Here is a 13,544-nt window from a genome sequence, read left to right as displayed (position 1 = left end):
AAATCGTCCCAGATTATAAGTCCGTACTTGTTAAGGTGTGATTTGGTACGTTTTTCTGTGATAAAGTATAAACACCTATAGGATAGCAAAAGGAAGATAGAATTAATACTGTTTTTCGATTAGGAGAAATATCTCTTTGGACTATGTCCCTAACCAAAATAACATAATTGATAATAATCGAAAAGCCAAAACAAACAGTACTTAAATAAAATAAGGGTAAATATAAAGAGGCAAAAATAACTCTAAAAAGAAACGAAATAGATAAGAATACAACCATTGTATCTACCATAGCTATACCAATAACCACTCTATTAAACACTTTGAGTTTATTGTATTTACGTTGACCTTCTTTTATAAGTTTTGTAGAAGCAATAGCCAACCACATTGTGTGAATAATTAGAGTTAAAATTAACCAATCTTTAAAACTAGCTACAGGAATCCCTAATAAGCTAAATACAAATAGAAGTGTTAATAATAGTTTCATAATTAATCCTATAGTTAATTAATTTCTAACCTACTCAACAAACCTTCTAACTCCTTCTTTTTATCTGGAAACTTATGCATCATATTTTCTATTTCTCTTTTTGTTTTTTCACATCCTCTATTTAAAATAGTACAATTCTTTACCATTGCATATGCAAGTCTATTGTATGCAATGTATTTTTCTGGTAGAAGATTAATAGCTTCTTCATATTTTTTAATTGCCTTTGACCATTTATTTCTAGATGCATAAAGATCACCCATGGTCATATGAGAAGAATAAACATCTCCATATCCTCTATTGTCTTCGGCAATGGCTTTTCTTTGAGCTACAAAATCATTCATTTGTAAAAAGAATAATGAAGATATAGCAGCTATTAAAATCAGTAATAAAACAACATTTCTAATGTGTTTTCTTTCCCCTTTGGCATTCTTTACCCTAATAGCCTCTAATTCTTTTTTTGATGTTTCTTTTATTTCATAGGGAGTCTTAGCATTTTTATCATTCCCTCCAGAAAATGCTTTAAAATTATCTCCTTTAGAAAATATATTCTTCTTACGTAGTAAGTTTTTATTATTCCGTAAAATAGTCCTCATTGAGGACATACTACCTTCTCCTCCCATATTTATTTCTTTTTCAACAATTTTAACAAAATTATACTTCTTTAATCATTCGAATTCATACAACTGTAACTCCTTTTCGTGTTTTACTATCAAGTATTTGTTCTTAAAGTCTACTTTAAAATTTAAATAGACAGAATCGTTATCTACAATAGCATTTAACTCTTTATCCCAATAAATAGAGCTATTTCTTAATTCATGCTGATATATACTATCTAATGAAGATAACCTTATTTGATCCTCAACAGCAATGGTATTTACTCCTAATGGTACATGATAACTATAAATAGAATCTATTTTACCACAACTATCCAAAACGTATGACTCTCCTCTATCGTAGTGTAAATTATTATATTTATAAATACAGCAATTCAAAGAATTTGTATTACAATCATCACAACGATAAAATAGATTCGTATTTGGATTGTGCTTTCTAATATTCCACAAAGCAACAATTTTGTAATTCTCAATTGTTGAGCATTGAAACATTGTAAAAATAGTAAGTATGTAGAAAACTTTTTTTAACTGCATTTCTTTACGCTCTTCTTAATTCTCTTTGCCCTTCTACAGCACTTAAAGCCTCCATCACATACTCTTGTGCTTTGGTATCACTCCAACCTTTTAAAGACAACTCTCTTTTAACTTCCGTCTCTCTCTTACCTTTTACAAAATGATACATAGCAAATTCAACTACTTCCTCAGGAACTCTTTTTAATTGAAACTCTACGATATAGTAAACTAACCTTAACCACGCAACGTAATAAACAACAACTAACTGTAGTACAATTACACCTATCCATCCAATCCAACCTAAGTTTGTGTTTTTTAACACAAAACCTTCTTCTAATCTTATTTCCATAAAACGAATAAAAGGCAAATCAAAAATACTAATGCTATTTTCGTACATAATTATTAAATACTGAATGTATTGATTTAGCACCACTATCCCTATAACAGAAAGCCCCATTATTACTCTTGCACTTATATAATTAGTATAGTTCCCTAGTTTTATTCCCTGAGATAAAATATATGCCAAAACGACCCCTAAACCAATCTCAAAAAGAAAGACAAAATATATGAACCTAGTTATTACAGCAAATAACCCTCCTAATATAATTGCTGAGAGTACTCCAAAAACAATGGGTAAAATAATTTTAGGTTCTTTTAAAATTGTTGGTAATGGTAAGGTTTTAGGAACCTCGTAATCATCCCAATTATTTCTCTTATTGACCTCCTTTTTTAAAATTTCTATTTTTTCTTTATCGTGTTCTGCTTCTATCTCTTTATAAACATGGATAAATAACTTTACTCTTTTAGAATTCTTTCCTCCATCCAACATACTACTCCCTAAAGAAATACTTTCAACACATACTTTTCCTATACTCAGTACCGATACAACTATTTTCTCTGACCAATTATCTACTTTATCACTTCTTTTTGCTTCTACTATATTCTTGTCATAAAAAACAACGTCCCATTCCAATCTTTCAAATGCCCTTAATGCTATTTCACAGATTAGCTCTTTAGGTATCATAGTCGTGAATTCTTCACTGTATTTTGGAGTAAAAGCAAATACCGTTTTTTTGTTTATGGTCTTGATAAAATCATTGTAATTTTCTTCTCCTTTCACTTCAACTTTTTTCTCTTCAGGATAATGAATATCGTAATTTCTATGTTCTAATATTTGAAACGCTGCATCTACTGCTTTGGAATCGTATTGGTGTTTATTTTCAACTATGTATTTTAATTCTTCGTTTGTTTTAGATTCAAACTTACTAGCAAACTTATTCTCTTTCATTCTTCAATTGTTTTTTCTATTTTATTCCTTGCTCGAAACACTATCACACTTAGCATTTATCTCGTAAAATAAAGAGCTTGAATAAAAACCTTCTTTTTTGATGGTATCTGTTGGGAATTTTTGGAATTCACTTAAAAGACAATCACAATACCTATCTATATCATTCGTAGTTTCAAACTCTGTATCAACAAGTTGACTTTTAAAGTTCTTTTTCATTCCTTCAACAACTAAAGGTGTCCATTGCGCTTCTACATTCTCCAAGCATTCTCCTGGTTTTAACCTTTCAATAATATCTTTATTTTTTAATTCTGAAAACGCTACTTCTGGATGATTGTTTTTTAAATCATCTATATGTTTAGGCCCCAATATAGAATCACTTAGTATTTTCTCCGCAATACACTTACAATATTGAAAAGCTTCATTCTTGTCCTTTATCAACCTTCTATTTCCTTCTATGCATTTACCAAGGGGAATTTTCTCTCCATTAATTTCAACTATATCAGTAGGAAAAATACTAGATGATAATAAAGAAACAAACGCAATAGCAAGTAAAGTAACCATTGAAATTATCCAATACTTAATTGCTTTAACAGAAAATAGTTGAAAACCTCCTTTAGAGAAACCACTACCAATTAACCAAACAGCCCCTAATAAAAACACAAAAACTGGAACAATACCTATATTTAAAAACGAGCTGAACTCTTTTGTAATAGCACCATATTCTTTACCCGCCCAATATAACAGTAAAAAACCAAAAATAATTCTAATCTTTTTCATACTACTTTATTTACTTCTTATCGTAGAAATAAGTTTCTTTCTCATTATCAGCAACTTCCACTTTGTTCAATTCAAAATCGGCAAGCTTTCCCTTAGATGTTTCAGCAGTCAGTTTTAATGTCAAACTGCTCGAACTTAATGTAATAATTTCAAATTGAGCTATGTAATCGTCTACCCCATAAATATCTCCTTCCATTGGAACAATTAAATATAAAAACTCATTATTTTCATCTACATGCAAATCATAATTTGCGTACCTGTAATCACATTCTTCAAAGCCTTCTTGAATAATGTTATCATCAAAACCTTCTTCATCTACAATAATGTACTTAGCTTTAGCATTCTCAGTAAAAATTACTCCCTCTCCTTTTTCACAATGTGTTAATTCTTTGTTTGCTTCTGCTACCAATATTTTAGTCAGTTTCCATTCTACAAATAGATTTCCTGAATTAGTACCAGAAGTATCGTCTGAAGAACAACTTGCGATTAAAAAAACTGACAGAGTTAACAAGGTGAATTTGATCTTTTTCATAGTTATATATTTAAGGTTTGATTACATTTTTTAAAGAATTAAACCCATCATTTATAGGAATTAATCTTAGCTAAAAGTAGCGAACTAAATACTAGAAACAAAGCCAAAAAATCAGGCTTATTATATTAGTCACAAAACAATAAATTCAACTCTTCCTTACGATTCAAATTCAATTTTTCTACCCTCTTAGTTCTTAAGTCTTTTAGAGTAATCGTAGTTCCTTGTGAGCTAAGCACAACTCCAAAAATCTTATCTTTTAACATATAAGGTCCTACTTTTCTTGCAAAAACAAAGGCCTCTTTGGTATAGCTTAATTTATAATTCGCATTCTCTACAACATTTACCTTTAAGTACTCTGGTTCTTTTAAAAAGTATGGGTAATTCTTTTCAGGTTTGTTGATTTGATATTCCACTCCTATTCTACACCCTGTAGCAAATTGAAAACCTAAATTTCTGTTTTGTTTTCTATTGAAAATAGTGTCGTTCTTACTCGTAACGAAGTAATAGGAGATTAAATTTTCATAGGTTTTTCCAAAAGGACCATTGGTGGTTTCACTGTCAATTACAACACCGTATACTTTGTTGGTTTTAGAATAAAATTGAGTTTCTGGATGCATGTATTTATAAAGTATATATGCGCATAGAATAAAAAGCACCAATATAAAAGCTCCGTATATTTTACTCATGTCAATGTAGTCGTCTTTCATTTTATTCATTTCTAATTTTCTAAAATAGATATTATGAAACTTTTCAGATTTAAACACTAAATGAAAATCTCCCCTAGATTGAATCCAAATCCCATGTATTCTGTTTTCGCTTTTAAAATTTATCAACGAGTACCATAAGCCGACTTGTGAGTTAAAGAGCTAAACCACATCGACCAAAAACAATTTTTATTTAAAATTAATGAACTTTACTGTTAGAACAAAGCTGTATTTAGAAAACTGTAAAAGAATAAGCCCACTTTAAAAAGGCTATTTTATTTGGTATTTATGCAATCTTTACCCGTGTTAATTGTACCTGTAAGTTTTTATTTCTACACGGTTTGTATTGTCCTGAAATAGGTTGACCTTTTTTGTCTGTTTTAAAAGGTTAATAATTCCAGTTTCTTTTTATTTTTTCTGTAAGATTTATAATCTACATTTTTGTTTTTATGAACGTATTCAGGAGTACATAAATTTAGACTAAAATGCGGTCTATGATTATTATAAATCTTTACAGCTTTGTTAGTAATCTTTTGAGCTAATTTAAGGTTTTTAATTACATTTTTAAGTCCATATTCATATTTTAAAGTTCTATTAATTCTCTCAGCAATAGCATTTTCATAAGGATCATATTGTTCTGTCATACTCATTATGATATTATTATCTTCAACATACCTGGTATATGTAGGATTGCAATATTGGAACCCTCTGTCTGAATGATGAATCAATTTCTGATCAGGATATTTTCTATTTTTAAGAGCCATTTTAAGGGCTTCTAAGCAAAGAGAAGTTTTCATATGGTTATCTATGTTATATCCCATTACTTTTTTAGAATAAGCATCGGTTACTAAAGCTAAATAAGCATGTCCATTGTCAGTTTTAATGTAGGTTATATCTGTTACCCAAAGTTGCTCAGGCCTTGTAGGCACTTTATCTTTTATAAGATTTTTATACTTGTAAAAAAAGTGTCTAGAGTTCGTTGTTGTATGGTAGTTTTTATTTCTTTTAACCAGTAGTTTATGTCTTTTAAGGATGTTAAAGAATTTGTCTCTACCTACTTTAATTCCAAGTAATACAAACTTGTTTTTAAGTTGAAGATATAACTTTCTAGTTCCTAAATATTGTCCAAATTTCTTTCTGTGTTGTTTTACAATTAGGACAATTATGGCCTCTGTTTCTTGTTGTTTTTTGTGAGATTTTAATCGTTTGTAAAATGCTTGTTTACTAATCCCAAAACATTGTACTAACCATTTTCTTTTAAACGGTTTTGTTTCTTTTTCTGAATCTCTTCTGCTAATGTTTTGGGCAACGACTTTTTTGACAATTCCGCACCAGTAATAAGTTCCATATCCGCAATGACATCTTGTTGAAAGTCTTTGATGAACTCCAATTCTTCAATTTTCTCTTTCAATTTTTTGATTTCGTCCTGTTTGCTCATGGCTCTTTTCTTTTGCTCTAAGGTACTATATTTTTTAATCCAATAATCAATAGAGGATCTAGAGATATTGTATTTTTTAGCAGCAAAATTTGTAGATATTTGACCATTTTGAATTTGGTCAATGATTAAAAGTTTTAGTTCAAAACCTACTTTTGTGTACGTTTTTTTTCGACAGGGTTGTTTTTTAGAACTCTCCATAAGTTGACTGTTTTTAGTTAAAATTTTAGTCAACCTATTTCAGGACGATACAGTTTAAGGAATAAAACATCTGCCCCTCTTCAACCAAACCTAACAAAAAGAAGCTAATACTACGAACAATTATAAAAAACAAATTAAAACACAGACTTACCTATTCAGCATCAGAATCTCCCAAACCATCAATCAATTCGTCTATCTGAATGATAATTTGCTTTCTCTTTAGTTTGGCTTTTTCTATGGTTTCCTCTGTATTTTTAGGGTTTAATATTTGATTATTGTAATAATCTACCAAAATTCGCATGGCATTCATTTTGGCTGTTAAATGAGTTTGCTCTACTTGTTGCATTAGTACTTCCTGAGATTTTTGTTGCAACTTAGAACTTTTAGAAAGTTCTTTTCTATTCAATTCAATCTCTCGTCTGTTCTCCTTAATCTCGTCTTGTTGCAGTACTATGGTATATATTAGAACCGCAAACGCAAGTGCAGAAAATAATGCGTTTAAAGCTCCAAAGGAATCGCCAAAACTACCTCTATCTGCCCAGTTGGGTAAGAAATATGAAATAAGTATGGTAGATATTGCCCATACCAAAATTACCAGAACAATGAGCTTTACTAACAAGCCCTTTTTTGAAGAATTACTTTCCAATTTACATGTGTATTAATACCCAATAACACAAACCAAGTTAACAATTAAATGTGTTATTGTTGTATTATTTGGTATTAAAAATATACTCTATAAAACCATGGTATTCTTTTAAGCAATAGTGTATGTATTCTAAGGATCTAAAAATACAAAGCCCTTAAAAGGGCTCTATAGTAAAGTTGTTTTCTTATTTTTTTGGGACTTGTGTAACGGTTAGTGGTGTTAGATAAAGTATTTTAAATTTTAATTAATTTTTTAGTAATCGAATTTGAACTGTTTCTAAGTGTTAGATAGTAAATTCCTGAGTTTAAATTCTGAGTATCGAGAATAATTTTATGTTCTCCACTCGAATAATTTTTATTTGAAATTTTTTTAACCATTCTACCAGTCGAATCAAATAAGTTTAGCAAATACTTTCCATCTTTTTTTAGATTTACTTCTATTGTAACTATTCGATCAATTGGGTTTGGAAAACTTGAAAGAGAAAAGTTTTTATTATGAATTGCATAATTTTCTATACTTAATGTATTTAAAGCTTCACAATTGTTTTGAAAAGAACTAAAATCAATTAACCCAAGAGCAATGTCATCAACAGCATGATAAATAGTATTCTCTATCTCACTTGAAATTGTTGTATTCCAGAAATTATTACTCAAATTCAATCCAATATTATTTTCATGTTTTATATTGTACAGAGAATTGTTATATATACAATTATTAAAAAAACCATTCACAGGACTATTACTTTCTCCTTTTACTACGAATCCAATATTATTATTAATTACAATATTGTTCTTAACCACGCTATTAGTAAATAATTTGATATCTATGGCAGTGTTATTGTTTTCCAGTAAATTTCCATCAATTGTAGCTCTAAAACTTATTAATGCTGTTCCTGTATTGTTTCGAAATATATTTTTACTAATTAGAGTGTCAAAAACATATCCTATTCCAATTTCATTATTTTCAAAAACACAATTTAATACTTCTGAGTAATTAAGTGAATTGATTGCTATTCTGTTATTATCAAAAATACAATTGTAAAAATTGTTTTCTTCAGAGGAATCTACGTCAATAGCAATATCATTCATGTAGAATTTAGAATTACTGATACTCCATATAGGGTCTGAGCCAAAAACTTGTGTTTCTTTTGTATCAATAGCAATGTTTGCAAAAGAAATTTCTACGAATTCTAATTTCGAATTATCTAAACTAGAACGGTTAACAAACCTTAACCCTTTCCATATTCCTTTAGAAGGGTTTTGCGAAGAAGATTTAAATATTATTTTTTTAGTGTTATTACCTATAGCTTGTAGATTTCCTCCTCTAATTTCCATTTCTTTTGAATCATCAAATTCAATTATAACACCAGGTTCAATAGTTAACTTAACGTTGTCGAAAACAACTACATCATTTGTCACGGTGTATGGACTATTTTCTAATGTCCAAACAGTATCAGAGAAGATTCCTCCACCAACAGATGTTTGAGCATTTAGTAGTGTGTTGTAAAATAAGATTGTTAAAATTAATTTTAGTAGTGTTGTTTTTTTCATGTTGTGTATTGTCCTGAAATAGGTTGACCTTTTTTGTCTGTTTTAAAAGGTTAATAATTCCAGTTTCTTTTTATTTTTTCTGTAAGATTTATAATCTACATTTTTGTTTTTATGAACGTATTCAGGAGTACATAAATTTAGACTAAAATGCGGTCTATGATTATTATAAATCTTTACAGCTTTGTTAGTAATCTTTTGAGCTAATTTAAGGTTTTTAATTACATTTTTAAGTCCATATTCATATTTTAAAGTTCTATTAATTCTCTCAGCAATAGCATTTTCATAAGGATCATATTGTTCTGTCATACTCATTATGATATTATTATCTTCAACATACCTGGTATATGTAGGATTGCAATATTGGAACCCTCTGTCTGAATGATGAATCAATTTCTGATCAGGATATTTTCTATTTTTAAGAGCCATTTTAAGGGCTTCTAAGCAAAGAGAAGTTTTCATATGGTTATCTATGTTATATCCCATTACTTTTTTAGAATAAGCATCGGTTACTAAAGCTAAATAAGCATGTCCATTGTCAGTTTTAATGTAGGTTATATCTGTTACCCAAAGTTGCTCAGGCCTTGTAGGCACTTTATCTTTTATAAGATTTTTATACTTGTAAAAAAAGTGTCTAGAGTTCGTTGTTGTATGGTAGTTTTTATTTCTTTTAACCAGTAGTTTATGTCTTTTAAGGATGTTAAAGAATTTGTCTCTACCTACTTTAATTCCAAGTAATACAAACTTGTTTTTAAGTTGAAGATATAACTTTCTAGTTCCTAAATATTGTCCAAATTTCTTTCTGTGTTGTTTTACAATTAGGACAATTATGGCCTCTGTTTCTTGTTGTTTTTTGTGAGATTTTAATCGTTTGTAAAATGCTTGTTTACTAATCCCAAAACATTGTACTAACCATTTTCTTTTAAACGGTTTTGTTTCTTTTTCTGAATCTCTTCTGCTAATGTTTTGGGCAACGACTTTTTTGACAATTCCGCACCAGTAATAAGTTCCATATCCGCAATGACATCTTGTTGAAAGTCTTTGATGAACTCCAATTCTTCAATTTTCTCTTTCAATTTTTTGATTTCGTCCTGTTTGCTCATGGCTCTTTTCTTTTGCTCTAAGGTACTATATTTTTTAATCCAATAATCAATAGAGGATCTAGAGATATTGTATTTTTTAGCAGCAAAATTTGTAGATATTTGACCATTTTGAATTTGGTCAATGATTAAAAGTTTTAGTTCAAAACCTACTTTTGTGTACGTTTTTTTTCGACAGGGTTGTTTTTTAGAACTCTCCATAAGTTGACTGTTTTTAGTTAAAATTTTAGTCAACCTATTTCAGGACGATACAGTTAAAGAACTTGTCTCTACCTACTTTAATTCCAAGTAATACAAACTTGTTTTTAAGTTGAAGATATAACTTTCTAGTTCCTAAATATTGTCCAAATTTCTTTCTGTGTTGTTTTACAATTAGGACAATTATAGCCTCTGTTTCTTGTTGTTTTTTGTGAGATTTTAATCGTTTGTAAAATGCTTGTTTACTAATCCCAAAACATTGTACTAACCATTTTCTTTTAAACGGTTTTGTTTCTTTTTCTGAATCTCTTCTGCTAATGTTTTGGGCAACGACTTTTTTGACAATTCCGCACCAGTAATAAGTTCCATATCCGCAATGACATCTTGTTGAAAGTCTTTGATGAACTCCAATTCTTCAATTTTCTCTTTCAATTTTTTGATTTCGTCCTGTTTGCTCATGGCTCTTTTCTTTTGCTCTAAGGTACTATATTTTTTAATCCAATAATCAATAGAGGATCTAGAGATATTATATTTTTTAGCAGCAAAATTTGTAGATATTTGACCATTTTGAATTTGGTCAATGATTAAAAGTTTTAGTTCAAAACCTACTTTTGTGTACGTTTTTTTTCGACAGGGTTGTTTTTTAGAACTCTCCATAAGCTGACTGTTTTTAGTTAAAATTTTAGTCAACCTATTTCAGGACGATACGTTTTGGGAATTAAGTACAACGGTCTAGTATAAGAAAAGTAGGGCAGTTTTAAGCAATACTTTTCGGATTAAGCTAAAGCCGAATTTTTAAATTTTGTTAATTATCTTTTCTATTTTCAATTATACCAAATTTAAAAATTTGGCCACTTGGCAAATGCACACAGACCTTTCGATTAAGCACTTTTTGCCCTATTTTTTTTATACATTGTTGGCAACCGTTTTTTTATTCCCAACCTTTAATATTAGAAAATGTTTCATAATCACAACCTGTTTCGTATTCTAATTCCTTATTCATTCGTTTTTCATATGCTTCTTCTGCTAAATACAATAATGCTTCAAAATCTATGTCTTTAGGCATTTGCTTCGGATTGCTTAAAGCGTTTTCAAAAACCTTTTTACCGTTTGCAATTGCGCAACAACGAACGTATAAAAAGTAGTCAACTGAAAAATGTGTTTCCTCGTTTTTATAAGATTCTTCTCCGATATTTTTTGCGTGTTCTTTGGTATCTAATTGATAAAGTTTATAACTTAAATTTTCTTGAAACTGTTTTATTTCAGAAACTTTTTTCTTGCTCAAAAAAACAATTGCAGGCTTTGTTCTTTCCGCATCTTCTCCTTTTGTCCAATCTATTAATTCTATAATTTCCCAAAATGAATTTTCATTCAGCATCTTTTTAGGCTTCATTTGCCTTCTTCTGTGTGCTTCTATTCGTTTTTGAAATTCAATTTTATCTTGTTCAGCTTCTTTTATAAACTCTTCCTTTTCATTTTTCCATCTCCATTCGTAAAATGCATTATTTCCAATATGACTTTCTATTACTCCAGATAAAGGAAAACCTCCATCTAATCCATCTCTTCCGCTTCCTAACTTAAATTCTAACTTTCTTTCAAAATCTGTTAATGGTAAATTACCAAGAAATTCATATTCCTTAATATTATTATACTTTGGATTGTCTGTAAAAAAATTAATGCAATAATTGTCAGACATTGAAAACCTATTACAGCACAAAATTTGTTCAAGATTTTTGTCGTTAATGAGAGGTTTTTCGGTGTCAATATAATTAAGAACTCCAATCATTAATAAACCATTATCAGAATCCTCAAAAAAAGATTTTCCTCTTTTTAAAACCTTAAAAGCACCAAAAAAATTCCTTTTTAGTTTTGTTATAAAAACGTCTCCTTCTTTTATGTTCATAGATTTTTTCAAATGGTTGCCAACGGCAGTCTGTCTCAGAACCACCTTTTTTTCTTTAAAAGTACAGAAATTTAAGATTTGCTGTTTTAATTTTGTTAAAAAAGATTATTTGCATTAAAAAGTAAAAACCTTTATAGACTCTTATTTCTCGAATTAAGAGTCTATATAAGCCTTTTAGAGTTAAAAAGAGTATATCTATTGCTTTCCACCCTAGTTTTATAAGTCTTTTTAGGTTATATGCTATTGTAATGAGTCCAAAGTCGGCACTAGCTCTTTTTCTACCTTTTTTTGTTATAATATGATCATATCCCCATTGCCTTTTTATAGTGCCATAAGGATGCTCTACTAAAGCTTGTCTTTTTTTGTACATATCAGGGTATCTCTCTACGTTTTTGGCATTGATTTCTGTGTATTCAGTATACTCAGTACGTTGTACAATTTTACCATTTTTAGCCGTTGTACATTGGCTACGAACTATACAATTTTTACAAGCACTTGTTCTGTATTGTTTGAATTTATAATTCCTAGAAGTATACCAATTTCCATTGGTGTTGAGTTCGTTTTTTTGCGGACAAGTGTAGGAATCTTTAAGGTGGTTATAAACAAAATTTTCAGCATTGTATTCAGGGTTTGGAGCTTGAGATTTTCTCCCAATATTAGGGATAGCAACCAATGTTTTGATTCCCAAATCAAATGCCACTTTAAACCCGCTCCCAGCATGATATCCTTTATCGTACAAGGCTACAAAACGATTGTTTCTTAAAATGGTTTTGGCTCTTCTGAGCATCGTCCCCATCTCTTTTTTATCACTCTGATTGGTAATTAAATAGTCAATAATGATTTTGTGTTTTTCATCTACCGTTGTTTGCGCAGTGTAACATACCTCTGTAATATTCCCTCTAACAATTTGATGTCTACTTTCAGGATCAGAGGTTGACAATTGAGGGTTGTCAGAAGTTGTATCCCCTTTTAGAGTTTTAGCGATCTGATTATATTTATGTTTTTGTTCTTTTCTTTTATTGATGATCTGTTTGATTTCCTCTCTTTTATCAGGTTCATCCTCCTTAGCAAGTTCAGCTTCATGTTCTAGGAGTTTATTATCAATATACTCAATATGTCGTTGTACTTTTTTAGGGTTGTAGTTGTTTTTCTTACTGTTCTGTGCTCTTAGTTTGGTAGAGTCACCAGCAATTAAAACAGCCCCAATAAGATTGTGGTTTTTAGCAATGTTTACCGTAGCCCTAAAGACTCTTTTAATAGCTTTTGGATTCTCCTTTCTAAAACGAGAGATAGTATTATGATCAGGTTTTAAATTCCCCATGAGCCAAAAGAGTTCTATGTTTCTTTTACATTCAATTTCTAATTGTCTAGAAGAACGTATTCTGTTCATATACCCATAGATATAGAGCTTTAACAAATCCGCAGGATCATAGGGAGGTCTTCCTTGTGTTTGTAAAGAATTAAAACCTAACTCAGCCATATCTAAAGAATCCACAAAGTCGTCAATAATACGAACAGAGTTTTCCAAAGGGATCATATCGTCTAGACAAGTAGTAAAAAGTGTAATCTGTGTACGAGGTTGCTTTTGAAGATACTGCATAC

16 protein-coding genes are annotated in these 13,544 nt (G+C 29.8%); all 16 read right to left on the bottom strand.

Features of this window, described 5'->3' with window-relative positions:
* Positions 1-13 precede the first annotated feature (13 nt).
* The 16 genes from ACXHHC_RS16350 to ACXHHC_RS16275 all read right to left on the bottom strand — a co-directional run bounded on the left by ACXHHC_RS16350 (position 14) and on the right by ACXHHC_RS16275 (position 13,542).
* Entirely contained in the window at positions 14-484 is a 471-nt protein-coding gene (locus ACXHHC_RS16350) for a hypothetical protein (RefSeq protein WP_458227434.1), read from the bottom strand.
* 14 nt (positions 485-498) lie between these two features.
* Complete coding sequence (locus ACXHHC_RS16345; RefSeq protein WP_458227433.1) at positions 499-1,104, bottom strand: tetratricopeptide repeat protein; 606 nt, start codon at positions 1,102-1,104, stop codon at positions 499-501.
* A gap of 45 nt (positions 1,105-1,149) precedes the next feature.
* On the bottom strand, positions 1,150-1,590 hold the full coding sequence (locus ACXHHC_RS16340) for a hypothetical protein (RefSeq protein WP_458227432.1): 441 nt from the start codon (positions 1,588-1,590) through the stop codon (positions 1,150-1,152).
* A 46-nt stretch (positions 1,591-1,636) separates the two neighbouring features.
* Positions 1,637-2,899: a hypothetical protein gene (locus ACXHHC_RS16335; RefSeq protein WP_458227431.1), complete on the bottom strand. Its 1,263-nt coding sequence runs from the start codon at positions 2,897-2,899 to the stop codon at positions 1,637-1,639.
* Between the two features lie 21 nt (positions 2,900-2,920).
* Entirely contained in the window at positions 2,921-3,676 is a 756-nt protein-coding gene (locus ACXHHC_RS16330) for a hypothetical protein (protein ID WP_458227430.1), read from the bottom strand.
* Between the two features lie 10 nt (positions 3,677-3,686).
* Positions 3,687-4,208 carry a hypothetical protein gene (locus ACXHHC_RS16325; RefSeq protein ID WP_458227429.1) on the bottom strand — a complete coding sequence of 174 codons (522 nt, stop codon included), beginning with the start codon at positions 4,206-4,208 and terminating at the stop codon, positions 3,687-3,689.
* Between the two features lie 125 nt (positions 4,209-4,333).
* Positions 4,334-4,915, bottom strand: coding sequence for a hypothetical protein (locus ACXHHC_RS16320; RefSeq protein ID WP_458227428.1), 582 nt, complete (start codon positions 4,913-4,915; stop codon positions 4,334-4,336).
* Positions 4,916-5,292: 377 nt separating this feature from the next.
* Complete coding sequence (locus ACXHHC_RS16315) at positions 5,293-6,141, bottom strand: IS3 family transposase (RefSeq protein ID WP_458229231.1); 849 nt, start codon at positions 6,139-6,141, stop codon at positions 5,293-5,295.
* A 14-nt stretch (positions 6,142-6,155) separates the two neighbouring features.
* Positions 6,156-6,548 carry a transposase gene (locus ACXHHC_RS16310; protein ID WP_458227421.1) on the bottom strand — a complete coding sequence of 131 codons (393 nt, stop codon included), beginning with the start codon at positions 6,546-6,548 and terminating at the stop codon, positions 6,156-6,158.
* A gap of 151 nt (positions 6,549-6,699) precedes the next feature.
* A complete protein-coding gene (locus tag ACXHHC_RS16305; RefSeq protein WP_458227427.1) occupies positions 6,700-7,194 on the bottom strand; it encodes a hypothetical protein in 495 nt (164 codons plus the stop codon).
* 233 nt (positions 7,195-7,427) lie between these two features.
* Positions 7,428-8,744 carry a T9SS type A sorting domain-containing protein gene (locus tag ACXHHC_RS16300; protein WP_458227426.1) on the bottom strand — a complete coding sequence of 439 codons (1,317 nt, stop codon included), beginning with the start codon at positions 8,742-8,744 and terminating at the stop codon, positions 7,428-7,430.
* Between the two features lie 42 nt (positions 8,745-8,786).
* Positions 8,787-9,635 carry an IS3 family transposase gene (locus tag ACXHHC_RS16295; RefSeq protein WP_458229231.1) on the bottom strand — a complete coding sequence of 283 codons (849 nt, stop codon included), beginning with the start codon at positions 9,633-9,635 and terminating at the stop codon, positions 8,787-8,789.
* A 14-nt stretch (positions 9,636-9,649) separates the two neighbouring features.
* Complete coding sequence (locus ACXHHC_RS16290) at positions 9,650-10,042, bottom strand: transposase (protein ID WP_458227421.1); 393 nt, start codon at positions 10,040-10,042, stop codon at positions 9,650-9,652.
* A 261-nt stretch (positions 10,043-10,303) separates the two neighbouring features.
* A complete protein-coding gene (locus ACXHHC_RS16285) occupies positions 10,304-10,696 on the bottom strand; it encodes a transposase (RefSeq protein WP_458227421.1) in 393 nt (130 codons plus the stop codon).
* A 274-nt stretch (positions 10,697-10,970) separates the two neighbouring features.
* Positions 10,971-11,942 carry a DUF4240 domain-containing protein gene (locus tag ACXHHC_RS16280; RefSeq protein WP_458227425.1) on the bottom strand — a complete coding sequence of 324 codons (972 nt, stop codon included), beginning with the start codon at positions 11,940-11,942 and terminating at the stop codon, positions 10,971-10,973.
* A 55-nt stretch (positions 11,943-11,997) separates the two neighbouring features.
* Positions 11,998-13,542: an IS1182 family transposase gene (locus tag ACXHHC_RS16275; RefSeq protein ID WP_458227424.1), complete on the bottom strand. Its 1,545-nt coding sequence runs from the start codon at positions 13,540-13,542 to the stop codon at positions 11,998-12,000.
* Positions 13,543-13,544: the final 2 nt, after the last annotated feature.

Source organism: Wenyingzhuangia sp. IMCC45574 (assembly GCF_054182685.1).
The sequence above is the reverse complement of the archived record's forward strand: the minus strand, read 5'-3'. Positions and strand labels throughout refer to the sequence as shown.